This window comes from Motilimonas cestriensis, assembly GCF_021295315.1.
In the GTDB taxonomy this organism is placed as follows: Bacteria; Pseudomonadota; Gammaproteobacteria; order Enterobacterales; family CBDFNC01; genus Motilimonas; species Motilimonas cestriensis.
Genome location: NZ_JAIMJA010000016.1, coordinates 94,222 through 115,836 on the forward strand (window position 1 = coordinate 94,222; position 21,615 = coordinate 115,836).

The 21,615-nt window shown below is 44.5% G+C and carries 21 protein-coding genes and 2 rRNA genes; 8 read left to right on the forward strand and 15 right to left on the reverse strand.

Annotation, left to right across the window (positions count from 1 at the left end):
• Window positions 1–7: 7 nt before the first annotated feature.
• Window positions 8–571, forward strand: a complete 564-nt coding sequence (locus tag K6Y31_RS15395; protein WP_233053863.1) for a mechanosensitive ion channel domain-containing protein — start codon at window positions 8–10, stop codon at window positions 569–571.
• Window positions 572–593: 22 nt separating this feature from the next.
• Window positions 594–1,931, forward strand: coding sequence for a magnesium transporter (locus tag K6Y31_RS15400; protein ID WP_233053843.1), 1,338 nt, complete (start codon window positions 594–596; stop codon window positions 1,929–1,931).
• Between the two features lie 56 nt (window positions 1,932–1,987).
• Here the strand turns inward: K6Y31_RS15400 and K6Y31_RS15405 are convergent, their stop codons facing one another.
• From K6Y31_RS15405 to K6Y31_RS15415, 3 genes are read right to left on the reverse strand one after another with little or no spacing between them, the layout of a single operon-like run.
• Entirely contained in the window at window positions 1,988–3,067 is a 1,080-nt protein-coding gene (locus tag K6Y31_RS15405; protein ID WP_233053844.1) for a succinylglutamate desuccinylase/aspartoacylase family protein, read from the reverse strand.
• Window positions 3,054–3,959 carry a 30S ribosomal protein S6--L-glutamate ligase gene (gene rimK / locus K6Y31_RS15410; RefSeq protein ID WP_232802677.1) on the reverse strand — a complete coding sequence of 302 codons (906 nt, stop codon included), beginning with the start codon at window positions 3,957–3,959 and terminating at the stop codon, window positions 3,054–3,056. Before rimK ends, K6Y31_RS15405 begins: the two co-directional genes overlap by 14 nt.
• A 12-nt stretch (window positions 3,960–3,971) precedes the next feature.
• The gene (locus K6Y31_RS15415) at window positions 3,972–4,403 is read right to left on the reverse strand and encodes an ATP-dependent zinc protease family protein (protein ID WP_233053845.1); all 432 of its coding nucleotides are present in this window, start codon (window positions 4,401–4,403) and stop codon (window positions 3,972–3,974) included.
• Window positions 4,404–4,642: 239 nt separating this feature from the next.
• Here K6Y31_RS15415 and K6Y31_RS15420 point away from each other — a divergent pair, with 239 nt between their 5' ends.
• Window positions 4,643–5,623 carry a zinc transporter ZntB gene (locus K6Y31_RS15420; protein WP_233053846.1) on the forward strand — a complete coding sequence of 327 codons (981 nt, stop codon included), beginning with the start codon at window positions 4,643–4,645 and terminating at the stop codon, window positions 5,621–5,623.
• Between the two features lie 61 nt (window positions 5,624–5,684).
• Here the strand turns inward: K6Y31_RS15420 and K6Y31_RS15425 are convergent, their stop codons facing one another.
• A complete protein-coding gene (locus tag K6Y31_RS15425; RefSeq protein WP_233053847.1) occupies window positions 5,685–6,026 on the reverse strand; it encodes a MaoP family protein in 342 nt (113 codons plus the stop codon).
• Window positions 6,027–6,133: 107 nt separating this feature from the next.
• On the opposite strand from K6Y31_RS15425, the gene hdfR reads away from it, so the two are divergent.
• The gene (hdfR, locus tag K6Y31_RS15430; protein WP_233053848.1) at window positions 6,134–6,979 is read left to right on the forward strand and encodes an HTH-type transcriptional regulator HdfR; all 846 of its coding nucleotides are present in this window, start codon (window positions 6,134–6,136) and stop codon (window positions 6,977–6,979) included.
• Window positions 6,980–7,021: 42 nt separating this feature from the next.
• Here hdfR and fadA read toward each other — a convergent pair whose 3' ends face one another.
• Window positions 7,022–8,197 (reverse strand): acetyl-CoA C-acyltransferase FadA, encoded by a 1,176-nt coding sequence (fadA, locus tag K6Y31_RS15435; protein WP_233053849.1) that lies wholly within the window; start codon window positions 8,195–8,197, stop codon window positions 7,022–7,024.
• A 12-nt stretch (window positions 8,198–8,209) separates the two neighbouring features.
• Entirely contained in the window at window positions 8,210–10,354 is a 2,145-nt protein-coding gene (fadB, locus tag K6Y31_RS15440; RefSeq protein ID WP_233053850.1) for a fatty acid oxidation complex subunit alpha FadB, read from the reverse strand.
• Between the two features lie 282 nt (window positions 10,355–10,636).
• Here fadB and K6Y31_RS15445 point away from each other — a divergent pair, with 282 nt between their 5' ends.
• Window positions 10,637–10,837 carry a hypothetical protein gene (locus tag K6Y31_RS15445; RefSeq protein WP_233053851.1) on the forward strand — a complete coding sequence of 67 codons (201 nt, stop codon included), beginning with the start codon at window positions 10,637–10,639 and terminating at the stop codon, window positions 10,835–10,837.
• 30 nt (window positions 10,838–10,867) lie between these two features.
• Here K6Y31_RS15445 and K6Y31_RS15450 read toward each other — a convergent pair whose 3' ends face one another.
• Window positions 10,868–11,197, reverse strand: coding sequence for a peptidoglycan recognition protein family protein (locus tag K6Y31_RS15450; RefSeq protein ID WP_233053852.1), 330 nt, complete (start codon window positions 11,195–11,197; stop codon window positions 10,868–10,870).
• Window positions 11,198–11,324: 127 nt separating this feature from the next.
• On the opposite strand from K6Y31_RS15450, the gene K6Y31_RS15455 reads away from it, so the two are divergent.
• Window positions 11,325–11,681 (forward strand): HopJ type III effector protein, encoded by a 357-nt coding sequence (locus tag K6Y31_RS15455; RefSeq protein ID WP_233053853.1) that lies wholly within the window; start codon window positions 11,325–11,327, stop codon window positions 11,679–11,681.
• Window positions 11,682–11,813: 132 nt separating this feature from the next.
• Entirely contained in the window at window positions 11,814–12,491 is a 678-nt protein-coding gene (locus K6Y31_RS15460; RefSeq protein ID WP_233053854.1) for a 2OG-Fe(II) oxygenase, read from the forward strand.
• A gap of 42 nt (window positions 12,492–12,533) precedes the next feature.
• Here the strand turns inward: K6Y31_RS15460 and K6Y31_RS15465 are convergent, their stop codons facing one another.
• The 6 genes from K6Y31_RS15465 to K6Y31_RS15490 all read right to left on the reverse strand — a co-directional run bounded on the left by K6Y31_RS15465 (window position 12,534) and on the right by K6Y31_RS15490 (window position 20,066).
• Window positions 12,534–12,926: a GtrA family protein gene (locus tag K6Y31_RS15465; protein ID WP_233053855.1), complete on the reverse strand. Its 393-nt coding sequence runs from the start codon at window positions 12,924–12,926 to the stop codon at window positions 12,534–12,536.
• On the reverse strand, window positions 12,919–13,893 hold the full coding sequence (locus K6Y31_RS15470; protein ID WP_233053856.1) for a glycosyltransferase family 2 protein: 975 nt from the start codon (window positions 13,891–13,893) through the stop codon (window positions 12,919–12,921). The genes K6Y31_RS15465 and K6Y31_RS15470 overlap by 8 nt, the downstream gene beginning before the upstream one ends.
• Before the next feature lie 56 nt (window positions 13,894–13,949).
• Entirely contained in the window at window positions 13,950–16,025 is a 2,076-nt protein-coding gene (locus tag K6Y31_RS15475) for a DUF2298 domain-containing protein (protein WP_233053857.1), read from the reverse strand.
• Between the two features lie 2 nt (window positions 16,026–16,027).
• Window positions 16,028–18,022, reverse strand: coding sequence for a DUF2298 domain-containing protein (locus K6Y31_RS15480; RefSeq protein ID WP_233053858.1), 1,995 nt, complete (start codon window positions 18,020–18,022; stop codon window positions 16,028–16,030).
• 267 nt (window positions 18,023–18,289) lie between these two features.
• Window positions 18,290–18,643 carry a hypothetical protein gene (locus K6Y31_RS15485; protein ID WP_233053859.1) on the reverse strand — a complete coding sequence of 118 codons (354 nt, stop codon included), beginning with the start codon at window positions 18,641–18,643 and terminating at the stop codon, window positions 18,290–18,292.
• A 274-nt stretch (window positions 18,644–18,917) separates the two neighbouring features.
• On the reverse strand, window positions 18,918–20,066 hold the full coding sequence (locus K6Y31_RS15490; RefSeq protein WP_233053860.1) for an iron-containing alcohol dehydrogenase: 1,149 nt from the start codon (window positions 20,064–20,066) through the stop codon (window positions 18,918–18,920).
• A gap of 177 nt (window positions 20,067–20,243) precedes the next feature.
• On the opposite strand from K6Y31_RS15490, the gene K6Y31_RS15495 reads away from it, so the two are divergent.
• The gene (locus tag K6Y31_RS15495; RefSeq protein ID WP_233053861.1) at window positions 20,244–21,125 is read left to right on the forward strand and encodes an AraC family transcriptional regulator; all 882 of its coding nucleotides are present in this window, start codon (window positions 20,244–20,246) and stop codon (window positions 21,123–21,125) included.
• A gap of 151 nt (window positions 21,126–21,276) precedes the next feature.
• Here K6Y31_RS15495 and rrf read toward each other — a convergent pair.
• Together rrf and K6Y31_RS15505 are read right to left on the reverse strand one after the other, a co-directional pair.
• Window positions 21,277–21,392, reverse strand: a 5S ribosomal RNA gene (rrf, locus tag K6Y31_RS15500).
• Window positions 21,393–21,509: 117 nt separating this feature from the next.
• Window positions 21,510–21,615, reverse strand: a 23S ribosomal RNA gene (locus tag K6Y31_RS15505); the annotation flags it as partial.

The window sequence follows — 21,615 nt, forward strand, 5'->3', positions numbered from 1 at the left end:
AATAATGATGGAAGTCATCTATTTAGTCGCAGAGCAATATAAGCTGCTAATTACCATATTGGTTATTGCAGGCTTTCCCAAAATTGTAACAATACAGAATCGTATCTTAGAAAATATGGTGCGGGGCCGTACTGACCCCCATCGCCGCTACCGAGCGGGGTTACTGTTAAAGATTATCTCTGCCTTTGTATTATTGTGTTTGCTGTTGATTATTTGGGGCATTGAACTGCGCGGGCTGTTAGTCGTTGGTTCATCGCTATTTGCTATGCTCGGTGTGGCCTTGTTTGCGGGTTGGTCATTGCTGAGTAACCTTACTTCCTTCTTGTTACTCTTTATCCAAAACGATTGCCGTGTCGGTCATTGGGTTCGAGTGGTTGACGGAGCAAATTTTGTTGAAGGCCGGATCATCGAAATGGGTTTGATGAATGTGGTGATGGAAAATATAGATGGCAATAAAGTAATTTATCCTAATAATTTATTTATTGTTCGCCCCGTGATGGTGCTTACTAAGCCACCGGAAAAAGCCAAGAAAGTGCACACTAAACGCCTAATAGGCAAAACTCAGGCCTAAATGCACTCGCAAAGGAGGCATAATGGAACAAGACATTAGCCAAGTGATTTCACAAATCTCTGCAGCCCCTTTAGAGCAGCAGGATGCCTTGTTTAATTTGGCGGAAAAAGAGCTCGACGATGGTGCAATAGCACTGATTCTAGAATCTCAACCCATTGAAAAGCGTATTCACTTATGGCGTAGCCTGTCGTTAAATCACAGTGTTGATGTATTGACTGAAATGCGCTCGGATGCGCGATACTCGATTATCCAAAGCCTTTCGTCAATTGAGTTAGACTTAGTTTTATCTCGTTTAGACAACGCCGACCTAATCGAATGGGCCGACTATTTACCCGATGAAATAGTACAAAAAGCCTTAAGCTTGATCGATGAACAAGAGATTGAGCTATATGATCAAGCAAACGAATATAACGATGAAGAAATAGGCCGTTACGCCGAACGAAAAATGTGGGTGCTGGCAAAAAGCTTACGGGTGCGCCACGCCCTAAGATTAATCAGCCGGGATCCCAGTAATACCCAACCAACCATTTACCTAGTAGATAAACATGGCACTTACTACGCAACATTAGCGACACATAAATTACTCAATGCACCATTGGACGCTCCAGTATTATCCTTGGCGGATCAAGAGCAACCCGCACTTCAAGCCGATTTAGGGCTATTAGAAGCATCAGAGCTGATTGAGCATGCTGAATATGACTGCCTACCCATAGTCAATGAGCATAACCGCTTGATCGGCCAAATTAGTGTGCGTCTGGGGATGTCGATTATTCGCGAAGAATATGAAACCACCTTAATGGCACGCGCCGGTTTAAGTGAAAGTGAAGATTTATTCGCGCCAGTGATCGACAGCGCGAAAAAACGCGCTGTTTGGCTGGGAATAAACCTTGTTACAGCGATTTTTGCTTCCATCACCATTGGCTTGTTTGAAGACGTGATTTCCGAAGTGGTTGCATTAGCAGTACTGATGCCAATCGTTGCTTCTATGGGTGGTATCGCCGGTAGCCAAACATTAACCTTGATGATCCGCGCGATGGCGCTGAATCAAGTTTCTGCTGGTAACTTAATATCTCTAATTAAAAATGAGTGTGGTATTGGCGCATTAAATGGTTTGCTGTGGGCGCTTGTTATTGGCTTACTGGCGGGGCTTTGGTTCCAATCGCCAATGATCGGCGCGATTATCGCGTTAGCCATCTGTATCAACATTATCACCGCCGCGTTATTCGGCGTGCTCATTCCAATGGTATTAGACAAGCTAAAACTCGACCCTGCATTAGCGGGCTCAGTGGTGTTAACCACGGTGACCGATGTGGTTGGATTTTTTGCTTTCTTAGGCACGGCGACAATGCTGATCCTGTAATTAACAAGTATAAAAAAACCAGCATCGACGCTGGTTTTTTTAGTTAGCTTAGATAGTTAAGGCTGAGAGCTGCCACTATCATGGACAAACCCGGCACGTAATAACTCTTCATCGGCATCAATCACTTCACCAATATAAGTGCCCACTTGTTGCTCGACCAAGTGATCAGACTCAGCAAAAAAAGCAATATGGAACACAGCGTCGCCTTCGTTCGCCAGCGGTAAAGTTTGCTGGCCAATGACGATGCCGCTACGCGGCGCTTTTAGTTCCCACTCACCATGCCCCAACGGAGCGCTGATATAAGCCAAGATTTGGCCTTTATTGACCCGCTCTCCTAAATAGACTTGGCTACGTAACATACCATCGCTTTCAGCGCGAACCCAACTGCTTGAGCGCGCAATCACCGGCTCACTCAAACGCTTTTTACGCGACGACCGCAGCATGCCTAAGCTGCGCATGACGCGCTCTACACCTTGAAGACCAGCCGCGATTGCGATTGGATCAAACCTTAATGCTTCTCCCGCTTCATAGGTAATAACGGGCACATTTAAATTTTCTGCTTCGCTACGCAACGAACCATCACGCAGTGATGCATCAATGATCACTGGCGTGCCAAATGCCAACGCCATAGCATTAGTGGCAGGGTTATCTAAATTAGCGCGAATTTGCGGCAAGTTAGTGCGATGAATAGCGCCAGTATGTAAATCAATAATGTGCGAGCAATGTTTGACGATGTTATCAAAAAACATATGGGCCATACGCGAGCCTAACGAGCCTCTTGCCGACCCCGGAAAGCACCGGTTTAAGTCGCGGCGATCAGGTAGATATCTGGATTTATGAATAAAGCCAAATACATTCACCACCGGCACGGCCACTAAAGTCCCTCTAAGCTGTTGCGGGTTAATTTTCGCTAACAACTGACGAACGATTTCCACACCATTAAGCTCATCACCATGAATCGCGGCGCATACCATTAGCACGGGGCCTTGATAAGCCCCATTAATCACTTCAATGGGGAAGTCCAACGTGGAGTGGGTATATAGCTTCGCCGCTTCTAACGCTAATGTTTTACGCTCACCCGGTAGGATTTCCTCACCCAGTAAGGTAAATGACCGATTCTTTTTAGCCCTTGCCACGTGTCGCTGTCCTTTTTGATGCCGCATTTTGCTCGACAAAATCGATCACCAACGAAGCAATATCTTTGCCTGTTGCCTTTTCAATGCCTTCTAAGCCCGGCGAGGAGTTGACTTCCATCACGAGTGGGCCACGGCTTGAGCGTAATAAATCAACCCCCGCCACATTAAGCCCCATGGCTTTGGCTGCCGCAATCGCAGTGCGACGCTCAGCTGGGGTAATTTTCACTAAAGAAGCACTGCCGCCACGGTGTAAGTTAGAGCGGAATTCGCCTTCACCCGCTTGGCGTTTCATCGCAGCGATCACTTTTTCACCAATGACAAAACAGCGAATATCCGCGCCACCTGCTTCTTTAATGTACTCCTGTACCATAATGTTAGCTTTTAGGCCCATAAAGGCTTCAATAACACTTTCCGCTGCTTTACGCGTTTCCGCCAATACTACGCCAATACCTTGGGTGCCCTCTAACAGCTTAATCACCACAGGTGCACCACCAACCATGTCTAATAAATCTTTAACATCATCTGGCTTACTGGCAAACCCCGTAATAGGCATGCCAGTACCTTTGCGCGACAGTAATTGCATTGAGCGTAGCTTGTCACGCGAACGGGTGATCGCCACCGACTCATTAACTGGGTACACGCCCATCATTTCAAACTGGCGCAAAACCGCACAACCATAAAAGGTAACGGATGCGCCGATGCGTGGAATAATCGCATCGAAGCCGCTTAATTCTTCACCTTTAAAATGAATTTCAGGTTGCTCTGAATTGATGTTCATATAACAACGCAGCGCATCTATCACTTTAACTTCGTGGCCGCGCTGCTCACACGCTTCAATCAGGCGACGAGTGGAATAAAGATTTCTGTTACGAGATAAAATACCAATTTTCATTACATTTAGTTCCTAGTGGCTGGCAAGGTATGAACCTTCCGGATCCACAATTATGCGACCGTTCATCGCGGTGCGCCCTAACAGCATTCTGAACATCATGCTGTCGCGATTTGTTAGGGTTATTTCTATCGGCCAAGACTGCGCCGCTATCTCAAGCTTAGTCGTAATCACGTAACGCGTTTCGGTATGACCACCAGAGTCGGTCACCTTACGTTGATCTGAAACCGGTGCTTCACAAATGAGTTCAACATCATTATTTTGTTGCTCTGGGTGTAGCCAAAAACGTACCCAAGTGGCGTTATCGCGCTCAAACTCTTCAATTTTAAATGCATGTAAGCAGGACGTTCTTGCGCCTGTGTCTACCTTAGCTTTGATCTGTGAAATACCCAATTCTGGCAAGGCAACCCACTCTCGCCACCCCACCTTTAATTTGTTCTGATCCACATGAAACTCCTTTGCGCCAACCCATGCTTAATTGAGATTATTAAGGGGCATGCTTTTTATACCTAAACCCTTAACCACACAAGCAAAATAACACGACCTTGTAATTATTTATAGCAACCACGTATATACCCAATCAACTTGAAGATGCATGCATCTCCAAGTTGATTGGGTATATAGTTATACTCTAGTGCTTTTCCGCTATGATAGGGCACTAATTGTCCACTTAATGAGAATTTAACATGCCGATAAATGGTCTAGTTCATGGCTTATTACTCGATGGTAAAGGTGGTGCAACTCCTGTTGATACTCATCAAGCCATAACAGAATGGCGCCCTGAAGATGGTAAACTATGGCTGCATTTTGATTATACTGACGCGACGTCGCGCCACTGGATAACACAAGAGTCAGGCCTATCTGAACATGTCGTTGATGCATTGTTAGCTGGGGAAACTCGGCCGCGAGTAACAGGGACTAACTACGGCAGTGCCAGCTTAATCTTTCTGCGTGGCGTCAATTTAAACCCAACTGAAACCCCTGAAGATATGGTCTCGATTCGCCTATATGTTGATGACAACCGCATTATCAGTACGCGAAAACGCCGTCTGTTGTCTATTGACGATATTCGCAAACAACTGGCGCAGGGTGATGGACCCACTTGTATTACGGAAGTGATCAGTTCCCTGACTGAGCGACTCACCATGCGGATGCAGCATGTTATCGATAATTTAGAGCAACGTATCGACAACATAGAAGATGAACTTTACCAAGAAGAAGAGTTAACAATCGGCCAAGAGATATCTTCTATTCGCCGTCAAACCATTACCTTAAAGCGCTATATTGCACCGCAACAAGCGGCACTGAGTAAGCTTTATGAAAGTAATTACCCCTGGATTGACGAAGCGTTTCGGCATGAGTTTAAAGAAACGGCCAACCATTTGATGCGTTATGTTGAAGAGTTAGAGGTGATTGTAGAGCGCGCCCAAATTGCTTACGAAGAGCGATCGGACCTGCTGTCGGAACAATTAAACCAGCGCATGTATGTAATGTCAGTGGTGGCCGCGATTTTTTTACCGTTAGGCTTTTTAACTGGGCTGCTAGGCATTAACGTCGGTGGCATCCCGGGCTCTGAAAACCCTGCTGCATTTTACATTTTCATTGCTTTGCTAGTGTCATTAACCGGCTCACTCATTGGCTTGTTTTGGTGGAAAAAATGGTTGTAAGACGATTATTTAGGCATAAAAAAACGGCATGTACTGCCGTTTTTTGCATCTTTTGTGATGTTTACTCTTCGTCTTCTTCGGTTTCTACTTCACGACTGAGTTGGCTCTTATTTGGATTACCGGTTACGCCAAAGAACGTCTTGCCTTTCGCTAACGTACGGTACTTAATCCATACCTTCTCAACAACTGATTCAGCCGGCAGTTCGCCTTGCGCCACTTTAACAAAACGCGCTTCTTCATCAGTCATGGGCGATTGCTCACCTTTAGCTAAAGCCATCAAAGAGTGTCCAATACCTTCTAATAGCTCTGCTTCCTTGATGGTAAAATCACCACTACGCTTAAAACCATAAGGAAAAGACTGGTCGTCATAGAAAGCTTTACCACATACAAAACTGGTAGCCATAATTAATTTTCCTTCTTTTGCTGATTTTAGTTGCATTCAGCTGAATCTTAGTCATTATTCGCAATTACTAAATCAAAATTTTTTTTCCTCTAGCGTGAAGGTTTTTGATGGACACCGAACTACTTAAAACCTTTTTAGAAGTGGGTCATACTCGCCACTTTGGCAAGGCCGCAGAAAACTTATATCTCACCCCTTCAGCGGTCAGTTTTAGAATAAAACAGCTAGAAGGCCTATTAGGCGTGGAGCTATTTAGTCGCCACCGCAACAACATTCAAATAACCCCTGCGGGTGAACGGATGCGGCCCTACGCAGAAGCGATGTTAAACGCTTGGGATCGCGCACAGCAAGATATCGCGCTCAGTGAAAACAATGCATTACAGCTATCGATTGGTGCAGCCCCTAACCTTTGGGACGCGTTTTTACAGCCCTATATCAATTTGGTTTATACCTCACTGCCCGGACTGGCTTTACGTGCAGACGTTATCTCACCACAGTTAATGTCGCGTCAATTGCTTGAGCGCAGTTTGGATATTGCAGTATTGTTTGATCCACCTAAGGTTGACGATATTAAGCGTGAGCTGTTGCAGCAAGTTGAGTTGGTGATGGTCAGCAGTGATATGAGTTGCGATCCGTTAGTCGAAAATATAAAGAACTATATTAAAGTTGACTGGGGAACGGCATTTAATATGCAACATGCCCGAGAGTTCTCAGACTTACCTCAGCCCATTTTACATACCAGCTCAGTGCGCATCGGGTTAGACTTTATGCTGCAAAATGGTGGTGCCGCTTTTTTACCCCAAGCTTTGATTCAATCATATGTTGAAGCTGGCGAGTTAGTACAAATAGCTGATGCTATTAGTCTAGAGCGCAGCGTTTATGCGGCTTACTTACCCGATAGCGATCGTATTGAGCAAATTCAGCAAGTGGTTAAGTATTTTCAAAACGCGCAATAAAAAAGGATAGTGCAATATCATCCTTTTTTATCGAACAGCGAGTTAGTTTTTAACTCGCTCAAACACCGTTGCGATGCCTTGCCCTAAACCGATACACATGGTGGCTAAACCAAATTGGGCATCTTGGCTTTGCATTACATTAAGTAAGGTGGTGCAAATACGCGCACCAGAACAGCCTAATGGGTGCCCTAAGGCAATCGCACCACCGTTCAAATTGACCTTGCTTTGCCAGTCATCCAGTTGCAACGCTTGCAACACCGCTAACGACTGCGCAGCAAATGCCTCATTGAGCTCGATCACCTGCATGTCAGCTAAACTTAACTGCGCTCGCTGCAGCGCTTTGTGTGATGCCTCAACAGGCCCTAAGCCCATCACCGAAGGCTCACAGCCAGAAATAGCCATGCTGCGCACTTTTGCCTTTATCGGTAATCCAAGTCGCTTGGCTTTAGCCTCACTCATTAACAACAGGGCAGCTGCGCCATCGGATAAAGCAGAAGAAGTTGCGGCTGTAATCGAGCCATGGACGGGGTCAAACACTGGACGCAGCTGTGCTAGCTGCTCAAGATTGGTTTCACTTCTTATTACTTCATCAAACTCGATGGCACTTAAGCAACCATGTTGATCATGCCCCAAGGTGCTGACCACTTCATTCGCAAACAGGCCAGCTTGACTAGCAGCATAAGCTTGTTGATGTGATCGGACAGCAAATTCGTCTTGTTGCTGCCGTGAGATTGAAAATTTACGCGCCAGCAGTTCAGCGGTCAGTCCCATCATACCCGCCGCTTTAGCCGAATATTTAGCAATACCGGGATGAAAGTCGACGCCATGCGTCATGGGCAAATGCCCCATGTGCTCTACGCCGCCCACCAGCATCACCTCGCCGTCACCACACATAATGGCACGCGTGGCATCGTGCAGCGCTTGCATTGACGAGCCGCACAGCCGATTCACCGTCACCGCACCAATATTAACTGGCAACCCAGCCAGCAATGCGGCATTGCGGGCAATATTAAAGCCTTGCTCTAACGTCTGCTGGACACAGCCCCAATAGATATCTTCGACGTCATCAGCCATTAACGCATCATTACGTCGCAGTAGCTGTTGCATTAAATGGGCACTTAAGTCCTCTGCGCGAACATGACGATAAATTCCCCCTTTACTGCGCCCCATTGGCGTGCGGATCGCATCAACCACGACCACTGAATTTAATTCAGCCATAGCTTCGCTCCTTTAATAGTAAATTTCGCCAGCAATGGCTTTTTGTCTAAGGGATTCAGGGACCTGATATAAACTCCCTAAATGACTAAGGGCATCGGCTTTAGCAATAAATTCAACTAAGCCGAGATGTTGCAACCAGGCAATAGCGCCACCACGAAAAGGTGGAAAACCTAAGCCATAAACCAGTGCGATATCCGCTTGTGCAGGACAATCAATAATACCTTCATCTAAACAGTGCAGTACTTCGTTAACCATTGGGATCATAAGGTAATCGATGATTTCTTCATCCTCGATGACGGCATCAACAGGGTAATGTTGAGCGAGTAAATCATATGCCGACGAAGCGATTTCTTTAACAAACAAGCCATTTTTGTCGCGGCCATAATGATAAAAGCCTTCGCCATTTTTCTGGCCAAAACGCTGAGCTTGATAAAATATATCAATACAATCCGTTTGTTGTTTAGCCATCCGCGTAGGATAACCTTGCGCCATCACTTCACCGGCATGATGAGCGGTGTCAATACCAACCACATCAAGCAGATAGGCCGGCCCCATCGGCCAGCCAAACTGGCCTTCCATGACCTTATCGATTTGGGCAAAATCCACACCTTTAGCAATTAAATAGGTAAAGCCAAAAAAGTAAGGGAAGAGCACTCGGTTAACAAAAAAGCCGGGGCAGTCGTTCACAACAACGGCTGATTTACCCATTTTGCTAGCCAATGCCACCACGGTATTAATGGTTTCTTCTGATGTTTGATCGCCACGGATCACTTCTACCAGCGGCATGCGGTGAACAGGGTTAAAGAAATGCATACCACAAAAACGCTCGGGGTTGGTTAAGCTTCTTGATAATAAGGAAATAGGAATTGTGGAGGTATTACTGGCTAACACGCAATCTTGACTAACATGCTGCTCTGTTTCTGCCAACACTTGCGCTTTTACTTTGGGGTGTTCGACAACGGCTTCTATCACCACATCGGCATTAGAGAGAGAGCCGTAATGTAAACTCGGTATGATATTAATGAGGGTTTCACCTAAGGTTTGGCCATCAATTCGGCCCCGTTCAAGTTGCTTATTAAGTAACTTATTGGCTTCTCGCATGCCTAACTTAAGCGCCCCAGGGTTGATGTCTTTCATCACGGTTGTTAACTGATTGCTCGCACCTTGATAAGCGATCCCTCCGCCCATGATACCTGCACCTAGCACGGCTAAATGCTGAACATCTTTGCCTTGTTTAGCTATTTTTTTAGCTTGTTGCTTAAGGTTTTGATCATTAAGAAAAATGCCCACCAGCGAACGGGCGACATTGGTTTTAGCCAGTTTGACGAAGTGCTTATTTTCAACCATCAAAGCTTCATCACGCGCTAACCCAGCTGCCTTTTCGATAGCTTTCACCGCAGTAATCGGTGCAGGATAATGATGACCGGCTTTGGCTGCGACCATAGCATTGGCGGTAGCAAAACACATACCCGCCTCAACAGCACTTAAGGTTAATGGTGATTTTTTTTGCTGACGTCGTGCTTGCCAATCTAGCTTGCCAGCAATCGCTGCACGCAACATGTCTAAAGCGGCATGCTGCAGGTGTTCATGGTCAACCACCGCATCAAGCACGCCCACCGCCAGTGCCGCTTGGGCGTGAAACTGCTTACCCGTAGTGATCCAGAGCAGAGCATTATCAGCGCCTATCAAGCGCGGTAATCGCACCGAACCGCCAAATCCGGGCATAATGCCCAGTTTTACTTCGGGCAAGCCAATCACTAAAGAAGACGTCGCAATCCGATAATCACTGGCCAGCGCACATTCACAACCGCCACCCAGGGCAAAACCACGCATGGCAGTGATGGTAGGCACATTAAGATCTTCTAATCGATTAAAGATGTCATTGGCTTTAATCAACCATTCACTTAACTCATTATCAGGCAACGCAAACTTAGGCAAAAACTCGGTAATATCAGCGCCCACCATAAAGTCAGCCTTATTATGGCTAACAATCACCCCCGACAACTCACTCATACCTTGTAAACATTGCAACGCTTGATCGAAAGAGACTAAGGTGCATTGGTCAAATTTGTTCACTGAACCCGCACTGTCGAAACGAATTTCAGCTATTCCATGCTCGTGCTGTATCACACTAAGTGCATCACTTTGATATAACATTGAACCTCCTTGCCCCCCTGCTGCGTAACAACAATACGGAGAGAAAATATTCCTCATTTGATTCTAAGTTTAGACAGGGAATATAAACAAGGCGTGACATTTATTAGAAACTAGCAACAACCACCAACGACTAAATGCTCAATTAAACAATCTATTAGCCACACGAGAAATTTAGGAATTAACTAGTTAACCATAATTCATAAAAACTTGATAAATTAACTAGCACTTTTGACTTATTACTCTATTATTGGCTTTATTGTTACAAAATAGGGGAGACCTACGATGAGAGAGATAATTGCACTCGGTATTCTGATTCCAACTATGCTGATTACCTTGTTTGCGCTACATCAGCACACATTGTTTGCTTTCCAGTTAGGGATTTTCTTACCAATAGCCATATTTCAATGTGCTTCCCAGCTATTAGAATTAAGCCAAAAAAAAGCCTCAGTCGTTCACATTAAACACCATGGCTTTTACCAATAACCTAAGATTAGACTGCGTAATAAATGGAAATCACTGATTCAATAATTTAATGATGTAGTTAACAGCTTGACTGACTTGTGGGTCAATGGGCCCTTGGACCTGCAAGTCAGTCAAAGCTTTCTTTAAGACCTGCAGTTGCTTGGGTGTTGGTGGCTGATCATTAAGTAGTAATGTTTGCGCGTCCCCCTCTACCGATATTGCTAAGTGTATTTTATTCGAATCGGATAAATACAAGAACAAGTCCTCTGAATATGGGTCAACGCCATCTACAGTGAACGGCGGCGACAACACTTGCTCTTCAGCCTCAGCGGCGGTTAAACATAAATAAACGCTCAACACCATTAGGCAAACCTTCCACATACGCGCTCCTTTTTCCTCTCTAGGGTTGGCGTTATCCAACCTCATCACTTAAAATAATGCGCTTACTTTATGGCTAGTGATAACTTTCTATCACAGCCTTACCTTAATCTAAGCACAAGGATAGGCAATGAGCATAGCTGAGCTAATTTCACAATTACAAACCCAACCAAATAGCATTGAATTTAATGATGTGATGGCGGTCATTGAAGCTAATTATGACTACACCGCCACTGAGTTTAGTAATGGTGCCGGCAATGAACTCGTCATCAACGCGGCGGGCACCAATGAAGGCTCATGCCGTTTATTCGCTTTCGCCCAACTTAACCAACTCGATCAAGCGCAAACCTTAGCCTTGTTTGGCCGTTTTTATCGCGAAGACGTACTACAACACCCTGAAGGTACTGATCACGCGAATATTCGCAACTTTATTAAGTACGGCTGGGATGGCATCACATTCCAAGCAATCGCCTTGGTTGCAAAGTAGTCATCCCAAGCGATAGGCAAACTTAGGTTTGCTTATCTTGCCCTGCGTTTCACCGCCACAACAAAATTATTTCGTTTTACTCTCAAGCTCTTTCTATTGTAAATAGTCAGCCCACTTATTCGGATTGAGCTCATGTCAGCGTTAATTAAACAACTGCCCCCTTCTGATGGTACTCCCACCCACTTTGAAGCAATAGCTCAGGCATTAACCAGACAAGGTTACTGCATTATTCCTGACGCCTTAATTTCTGAGCCGGAGTTAACTCAAGCGCTATTTTTGCAGGCTTGCCAAATGCCAGATAAAGCCTTTAGTGCTGCTGGTATTGGTAGACAAAAAGATCATATGCAAAACAATTTCGTGCGTCGCGATGAAATACACTGGATTGATGGTAAAACCCCCGCCGAACAAGCTTGGTTAGATTGGAACTATCGCCTACAACACTTTTTAAATCGACGTCTGTTTCTTGGCTTATTTTCTTATGAAAGCCATTTCGCGCATTACCGCCCCGGCGCTTTCTATAAAAAACACATGGATGCGTTTCGCGGTGAAGCCAACCGAGTATTAACGACGGTTTTCTACTTGAATCCAAGCTGGACTACGGAAGATGGTGGCGAGTTAGTGCTCTACCCTGAACATGATCCCGACAATCAAAATGCGCAGTTAGCGAAAGTAATGCCTACATTTGGCACCATGGTGATATTTTTGAGTGAGGAATTTCCTCATGAGGTACTACCCGCGATGCGCGATCGCTACAGCATCGCAGGTTGGTTTAGAGTTAACAATACTGAAAAATTAGATCCACCGCGCTAGGCATACATTGAAAGGCGGTAGCAACTTCGGTTGAGGTTACCATTATTTAAATACCCAAAATTTATTCAGTAAAAATATCACTACTGGAGTAACAAACATCAATAACGCTAAATAAACATAATGATGCAAACCCAGCCAGTCGATGGTAATCCCAGCCCAGGCTAAATTAAGTAACAGGCCGATAGCCGCCGTTTTAGCAAAGCGCATAAAGGCTTTTTTCTGGCAGGTTGCCGCTTGTGCTTCGGTTTTAAAGGTCCACTTAAATTGCCCCAAATAAGACACGCAAAAAGCGACTAGAAAACCAATAATATTCGCCGGCAATTGCGTAACATCGACCCAAGCATACAAAACATGGAATGCTAGGGCATGGGTGAGCGTCGCGCCCACCCCAACAACAGCGAAGGAAACCAGCTGACCTAGATTAATATTATGCACATTTATCTGATGCTTCAGCTTGCTGATCATGACTGTCATAGATTCCCTCAATTACATAAAGTGGCCGACTTTTCACTTCTTCAAAGATTCGTCCAATATATTCACCTAATATCCCAATACCAATCAGGTTTATCGCGCTGAAGAATAAAATTAAGGAAATTAAAGAAGCATAACCAGGCACTTCAACACCTAGCACTAAGGTTTTGAAAATAGTAAATGCCATATAAAGAAACGCGATAACGGCGACACCGGCACCAAGATAGCTCCAGATCCGAAGAGGGGCTGTAGAGAAGCCTAAAATACCGTCTAGAGCAAAGTTCCACAACTTCCAGTAATTCCATTTCGTTTCGCCCGCAACACGCTGTGGTCGATGGAAGTAAACGTATTCAGTTTTAAAACCGGGGAACGCAAACAAGCCTTTCATAAAACGCGCCTTTTCAGGCATTTTACGCACTACCTCTAACACCTTTTGATCTATCAAACGAAAGTCACCGGCGTTTTGCGGGATATCCACTTTACTGATACGGCCAATTAAGCGATAAAACGCCATAGCGGTTTTACGCTTAATAAAGTTGTCTTCACGGCGATCGCTGCGTACCGCCACCACAGAGTTAGCACCTTGGCGCCATTTCTCGACCATTTCAGTAATTAATTCAGGTGGATCTTGTAAATCCACATCCATCGGGATCACCGCTTGGCCTTTAACATTGTCTAACCCTGCAGTTAATGCCACATCTTTACCAAAGTTACGCGATAGGTTAATTAAGCGCACGTGGCTATCTGGAGCAATGGCTTTTTGATGCAGGATCTCAAAGGTTTTATCTGTGCTGCCATCGTTAACAAACAATATCTCATAAGACGATACCGCCTGCTCTAAGATTGGTGTCAGCGTATCTAAAAATAGATCGATACTTTCTTCTTCGTTCAGCACGCATACTACGACGCTAAGCTCTGGATTAATGACCATACATTCCCCTTTTTAAATGACTCTCTTCCATGAGATGGTGTTATTTAGGCATTGGCTTATTGTTGACGGCGCATCCAAATCCCTTTTGGCGGCTGACCGTTGCGATTAAAGCCAAACCAATCATAATGGCTTTTTATTTGTTCGTTTATAGCATGCCAGTTTTGCTGCTGGCCAGCATCAAATACCACATACTCAACCCGATGCGCTTGCAGCCAATCACGACTCCCCCCCAAGGTACCAGCATAGAAGCTGCGTATTTTCTCGGTCATTTTCCACACTTGTGGCACTTCACCGTGCCAAGTACGTAAGTGGGAGGGCCAACCCATCAGCACTGGCTTATCGTTAAAAATAGCGTAAACACTGGAGTGCATATAAGCATTGTCAGGCACATTTTCTAACACGACACCACGTGGGGCTTGCTTTAAAAAGTTAAACATATCGCGGTTTTCAGGATTACCTGTAAACCACTCGTGCCCTTGCAACTTACCCATGTGCGCTTTGTTGGCATGGGTTAAGTAATTCACCACGTCGATCCCCGCAGTAGCGGTTAGCAGCAACACTATGATGGCCGGCAATTTGATCCATAACTTTTCTGCGCCTAAGCAGATAGCACCAAACAAAACCAATGCGCCAACATATATCCAGCCCCACCATTTCATCACGGTATTAGTGCGGATAAACTTACCGCCGGTCGGATCATCGATATAAATCATTTCACTGATCAGCAATAACAAACCAAAGGTTAGTAAGAACACCACCGTCAACTGGCGCCATTTGCGATCAAATAATGCCAACAACATCAAGGATAAAACCGGCCACTGCATACCAACAAATCTTGCCCAAGGCGTATGATCATTACCTGTTACTAGCTTCACTGGCGTGGATACGCCCCCACTGGTAAAGCCAATTAAGAATGGATACACCAATACTCCGGCAAATAAGCCGCCCCCGATAAGAGCCGCCCAATCTGGCTTTTGCTTTTGCCAGTAAGTTAACGCTAACCAGCCGCAAAGTAACAAACCTTGCAACGGAAAAACCCAAGTATTGGTGATCAACATCAATGGCACCGTGGCGCCTAACATCGCGGTGCACAATCGCACCGCTTGCTGTGCTTGAATAGTCATGATCAATACTAGTGTAATTAACAGTATTAAAAAGCCGCCTATCGGAGGATGATAATCACCAACAAAATACTGATAGCCAAAGTTTTCTAGTGGTAACACACGTAGCTCAAATTGCTCATTTGGCTTGTCGATTGGAAAGAAAATGTCCGCCATTTCAGCATTGGTTTTATCACCGCCCTCATGGGCCTTTTCATCATGAGAACCGGTAAAACGAGCACCCCGTACTAAATTCATAAAAGCATGATTAGAGAACTGATGACGATAGCTATTTTCCGCATTAGTAATATCGCGCTCACTGGCTGTTTCAACAAATCCTTGTTGCAGAATTTGTGGCTCGGCAGGCTGTTTATAAACTAAGTGCAGTAAAGGTGATAAGCCGGTGCCACCAAAAGCCAAGGTGGCGACTAATAGCAATTTAAGCCAAGAAGACTTCACAAAATGACCGGCTAAGTGCCACGCTAACGTGACCGGTAAAGCCATTAAAATACAGAAAGATAAATTGTATGTCGTACCTATATCTAGGCTGAAAATACGCCCAATGAGCGCACCTAGGTAATGCTGGAATGCGTAGTAGAAATCAAATTTATGAGGTGAGTACCAATTATCATCAGGGGGCAGCGTGTCGCCGCCCATGTAGTTGCTTATAAAATAGAGATCGGTAATGCGCTCTGAGCTGACATTGATGGCCGGTAACGAAAAGCGCCAAATAAAGGCATATAAAAATGCCAAGCCAAATACCAGCTCAGCACTCCAAAAACCACTCACTTTAAGTTGATCCTTTTGCTGATGCACCAAGTAAGCACTAGCTAACGAGGTAATCGGCCAAAGCCAATTCAGGGAGCCTAAACCAACAAAGTGTTCAACAAAGAAGAAAACTAGGGCAAACAGTAAAATGCCTAAGGCACGCGCTAAGGCAAAGTTAGGTAGCCAACGACGGCAAAACAAGGTTAAGCCCGCTAGATTAAGCCAAATAATCCCCAGCGTGAGGGTGAGATAAATATAATGCATGGTTAATGACTTCCTTGTTCTTTACGCTGCCAAATACCCAGTCTTAAATCGCCATATTCTTTAAACGGCAGCCAAACATAATCGCGGGCAATCTGCTGCTGGATCAACAGCCAACCTTGTTTGTTTCGATCAAAATCTGATTGTCGATAAACAATATATTCAATTTTATGCTTTGCTAACCAATCTAAGCTGTTGTCTAATTTCCCTTCAAACAGCAACTGCGCATCACGTCCGCGTTGATAAATAAAGTCAGAGTTACTGCGCCATTGTTTTTGGTGTGACGGCCAACCGGTAAATGAAGGTTTATCGGCAAACAATGCCATCGCCGATGCAGGGGTGTAAGCCATACGATCTAGCCCTTCTAACACCACGCCATCGGGTGCATCTTTTAGGTATTGCAGCATTTGTCTATTTTCGGGCAACTTAGTTAGCCAATGATGACCATTGAGCTTACCAAACGATGACTTGTCTGCAGCGTCAAAATACTCAATCATGGTAATGCTATAGCTACCTAACGCTAATATTGGCACTAAGCTAACCCAACGCAACCACTTGCTCGGTTTAGCAAATAATATACTGCCTAGAGCGACTAGCATGAATACCTGCGTCCATGACCACCATTTTAAGCTAGTGTTAAAACGCTCCCAGACACCGCCCATGGGATCATCAATAATAACTAACTCTGCTAAGCCTAAAAACAGTCCACTCATCACCATGATAAAGGCAACAATTGGAAATTTTCGTACCATAAATGCAGCTAAGCACCATAGGCAAAGCAGTGGCCACAGCACCAAAAGCCATTGCTTAAAGTCAACGTGTTGGCCTTCACCAACCCACTTTATCGGCGTGCTTAACGCTTGGCTGGTGAATTCAAATAAAAAAGGATAAGACAAGATCAGCGGAACCAGACCGCCAATCAAGACAGATTTATAACAAAGTGAACGGCCACTAACCTGACGATATATCAGCCAACCAAATACCAATAACGCTTGTAATGGCACCACCCAAGTATTAGTGATCAACATTAACGGCCCTGTTGCCACTAAAATAGCGGTTAGTATGCGTTGCTGAAATAAACGAGTATTAATACGCTCTAATTGGAAAATACAGGCAAGGGCTAGCAGCAATAAAGCAAAACTACCTAAAGGTGGGTGATAATCACCTTGAAAGGTCAGATAACCGATGGTTTCAAGTGGCAACTCCAAATTGGTATCAGGTGCAACTCCTAGCGTTTCTTTAGCAAACTCAGTATTCATCCTAGCATCGTACATACCGATATAACGTACGCTCGCCCAAAGCTTACTTTGCGCCGTATAGGTTGGTTGATTCTCTGGATAGTCATAGAGATAAGAAACAAACGGGGAGACTCCCGTACCGCCCGCCACAACCGCCAACAACAGCACTATCTTTAAGTATTTATTACGACACCAAGTGCTGACAATCGACCACACTAAGCTAAACATAAACGCCATCATTACAGCGCTGGCTAAATTATAAGTATGCCCAACACTTAGGTTAAGCACTCGGCCCAATAAAGCAGCTGCGTAATGTTGAAAACCATAGTAGAAATTGAAAGTGTAACCCGGAAGCCAATTATCAGGAGGAGGAAGCTGAGCGCCACTATAATAATTACTGACAAAGGATAAGTCGGTGAGCGCTTCAGAGCCACCATCAATGTCAGGAAAAGCCATTTTCCAGAGCAAGCCATATAACAAGCCAAGAACAAAAACAACTTCGTGTTTCCACAGTATTTGAAAAAAACGTTGCCGTTGCTGATATAGCAACCAAACCGAGGTGAGGGTGGTAAGGGGCCATAGCCAATGCAACTGACCCAAGCCAATGTAGTGCTCAATAAAGAATAAAATCAGACAAAATAATAAGGTGCTTGCGAATTTACTGACCGCATAATTACCTAAGTAACGCTGTCCAACAACGCCAACTGCAGCCAAATTCGTGCAGAGAATTAGCAAGGTCATTGCTAAAAAAATCAGACTCATAGCCCAAAACTTCCATGATAATGCGATATGATTAATTGGCCTAAGCCAGCTAAGTAACTTGTTCCCGCTACAATCCTTGTATCAAGAAAACGCAGTGTAACAAACAAAGACCCGTTTATCTTCGACCTGTTTGGCAAAAAAGTGCTAATAGCAGCGGGTTTTCAGCAAAAAATAACGCAGTTAAACTGCAATTCAATCTTAACGGTTGGTATAAAAAAGGCTACCAAATGGCAGCCTAGTCAATTAATACTGATTAATCCTGTCAAATCAATCAAGCACTAAGTTATCCATTACATTTTGTAGTTGCAGCCCTTTCGACTGACGGATTTCTGCTCTTTTAAGTTTGTTGTGAACTAATTCTAACGTCACGCAAAGCGGCTTTTGCTCTTCTTTATCGAAACAATAAATAGTGAAGTGTGTTTCCAACCCAACTTTCTGCTTAGGCGTACTGCGAATAACAGATACCAACGAAAGATTATCACCGACAATAGGGCTATTATTTAAATAAAAAGTCTGACTATTAATCAGTTTTTTAACTAAACGAACATCCGCTCGACGCTGTTTGTATAGCAATGCAAATGTAACACTAAGCAAAGCAAAAATGGCAAAATAAAAAATCATACATTCTACTCCTTTATGGATAAGCAATTGAAATAAAAAGTAGTCATTACAATTACTCGGGCCTGTCTCCACATCCTTGCAGAGAACAAACTGTTCAAACAATAAACAGTCATACGGTAAATTTTGCCTGATGGATTGGAAAAAAAATGTTGGCTAGGTCTAATTTAGTCTCAGTTTTAGATTTAAATGACTAAATTATTTATTTTAAAAGCTATCAATAGCTAAATTAATGATAAATACGGACAAAACGATTAATTTTGTCCGTATGACTGGGTTATTTAAGTGCGGCAGTTAAAATTTCGCGGCTGTGTTCAAGTGTTATGGCTTGATGCTCACCAAGTGCTACCATGCCATGCTGCTCTAGCTGGGCAATAATAGTATTAATTGCAGCCTCTTTATCGCTACCATATTCAACTAGCTGAGTGGCAACGCCTAAACCTTGGTAAAAGTGCTCTATGGCATCGATTGTACGCTCAGCTAAATCTTCACTGGGGTCCAGATTAAATACCGCTTGGCCCATTTGCTCTAATTTTGCGCGCTTTGCTTCAATCTGATTGCGGAGCAGCCACGGCTGTACTATCGCCAATGAGCGGGCATGATCAACGCCGTATAAAGCGGTAAGCTCATGGCCGATCATATGTGTCGCCCAATCTTGTGGCACACCTGACCCAATTAAGCCATTTAGCGCTTGGTTAGCGCTCCACATTAAGTTAGCTCGCCATTGATCGTTATCTCGTTGATCATATTGCTCACCGAGTGTTTTTAGGCTGCTTAGTAGTGCTTGCGCATAACCATCTTGCACTAATGCGCCAACGGGCATGGTTAAGTATTGCTCACAAGTATGCACCCAAGCGTCAACAATACCATTAACCAACTGACGCTCTGGTAAGGTTTTCATTACGTCAGGATCCATCACCGCAAACTTAGGCTGTACTGCTGGCGCCATAAAAGCCAATTTATCTTGAGTCGCCGCACGGGTAATAACTGCGCCCATGTTCGATTCAGAGCCTGTGGCAGGTAAAGTTAAGATCGCACCTATAGGTAAAGCATCGGTCACTTGGTGCTTGCCGATCAAAATGTCCCAACCTTCGCCATCATATACCGAGGCTGCCGCTACATATTTAGCACCATCAATCACCGAGCCACCGCCCACCGCGAGGATGTAATCAAGCTGTTGTTCTTTCACCAGTTCAACCGCGCGATCTAACGTTTCAGCCGTTGGGTTGGCTTCAACACCGGCAAACTCTACAAACTGATGTTGTTTCAGACTATCAACTACTTGGTCATAAACACCGTTGTGTTTAATCGAGCCGCCACCGTACAAAAACAGTACCTTTTTATCACTCGGGATAGCATGACTAATGCTGGCTATTTGCCCTTGACCAAAATGGATCTGTGTTGGATTCACATAAGAAAATTTCATTCGATGCCCTCGCAGTATCTTGCAGTTATGGGTTTCTAAGTGGTTTGTACAACCTAAGCATGTATATTAGTCGCTAAAGCCGCTTTAAAATAGGCATATTCTGCGCGATTTATTGCCTATTCCTACCAAAAGAGATATGTTGGACTTTATTTACCGCTATCAGGAAGAGGGTAGAACATGCACCCCTTAGGTCAATTGATGCTGTCTTATGCAATACAGCACAACTTAGAGCAACTGGACGGCGTTGTTGATACTGCGATAAAAAGCGTTAAGTTTTATCGTACTGGCCAGAGTAGCCAGCGCCAACCTTTGTTGTATCAATCTGGCATTATCATTATGGGGCACGGTGACAAAAGGGTGCATTTAAATGAGCGGGCGTTCAGTTACGGGCCAGGTGATTACTTGGTGCTAGGTGTGCCTTTGCCGCTAGAATGTGAAGCTTTTAGCCGAGATAACCTGCCTATTTATGGCATCGCCATTGACGTAGATCCACATACATTATTGCAACTGGTTAACCAACTAGAAAAGCATCACGCTAACACAACCGCTTCGGTCGCTCCTGAGTGTGGACTGGTCGCAGAACGAATGGATCAAGCGATGCAGCAGACTTGTGAAAGGCTACTGCAAGCATTACTAAACCATGCCGAAGCCGAAATTTTAGGTGAGCATCTTGTCACTGAACTGATTTTTAGAATTTTGACAGGGCCAAGAGGAAAAGTTTTATTTAACCTAGCGCAACAAGATGGCCATTATGCGCGCGTAGCTAAAGCGCTAACCTTAGTACATCAAGACTATGCCCAACCGCTTACTGTTGACAACTTAGCTGCCAGCGCGAGTATGAGCATATCGGCATTTCATCGCGCTTTTCGACAGGTAACACTAGAATCACCGTTGCAATATTTAAAGAAAGTTCGTCTTAATAAAGCAAAAGAGCTGATCACATTAGAAGGTAAAAGGGTCAATGATGCTGCTCAATTAGTCGGTTACAGCAGTCCCTCTCAATTTAGTCGAGAGTTTAAACGACATTTTCAAACAACTCCCAAACAAATTACAGCTTAGATGCTCGAAATGAATCAACAAAGCCCTTTATCAAACCACTTTCGAGTGGTTTTTTTGTGTCTTGTACGATGGGAATTATTTTTCTGCAGACGTAAAAAAGCCCGACTCTTTCGAATCGGGCTTTCTACTGCTCATAATGAGCCTAATTGGCGCTTGGCGGTGTCCTACTCTCACATGGGGAAACCCCACACTACCATCGGCGCTGCTGCGTTTCACTTCTGAGTTCGGCATGGATTCAGGTGGTTCCACAGCGCTATTGCCGCCAAGCATAAATCGTAATCTGGAAAGCGATAGGTCGTTCTTTAGCAAATCGGTTTGTTGTTCACAAGCATTCTTGTTGCTTTGTACTTCTAATATCTTTAGCCAACACCGCTTAGGTGTTGTATGGTTAAGCCTCACGGGTCATTAGTACAGGTTAGCTCAATGCCTTACAGCACTTACACACCCTGCCTATCAACGTTGTAGTCTCCAACGGCCCTTTAGGACCCTC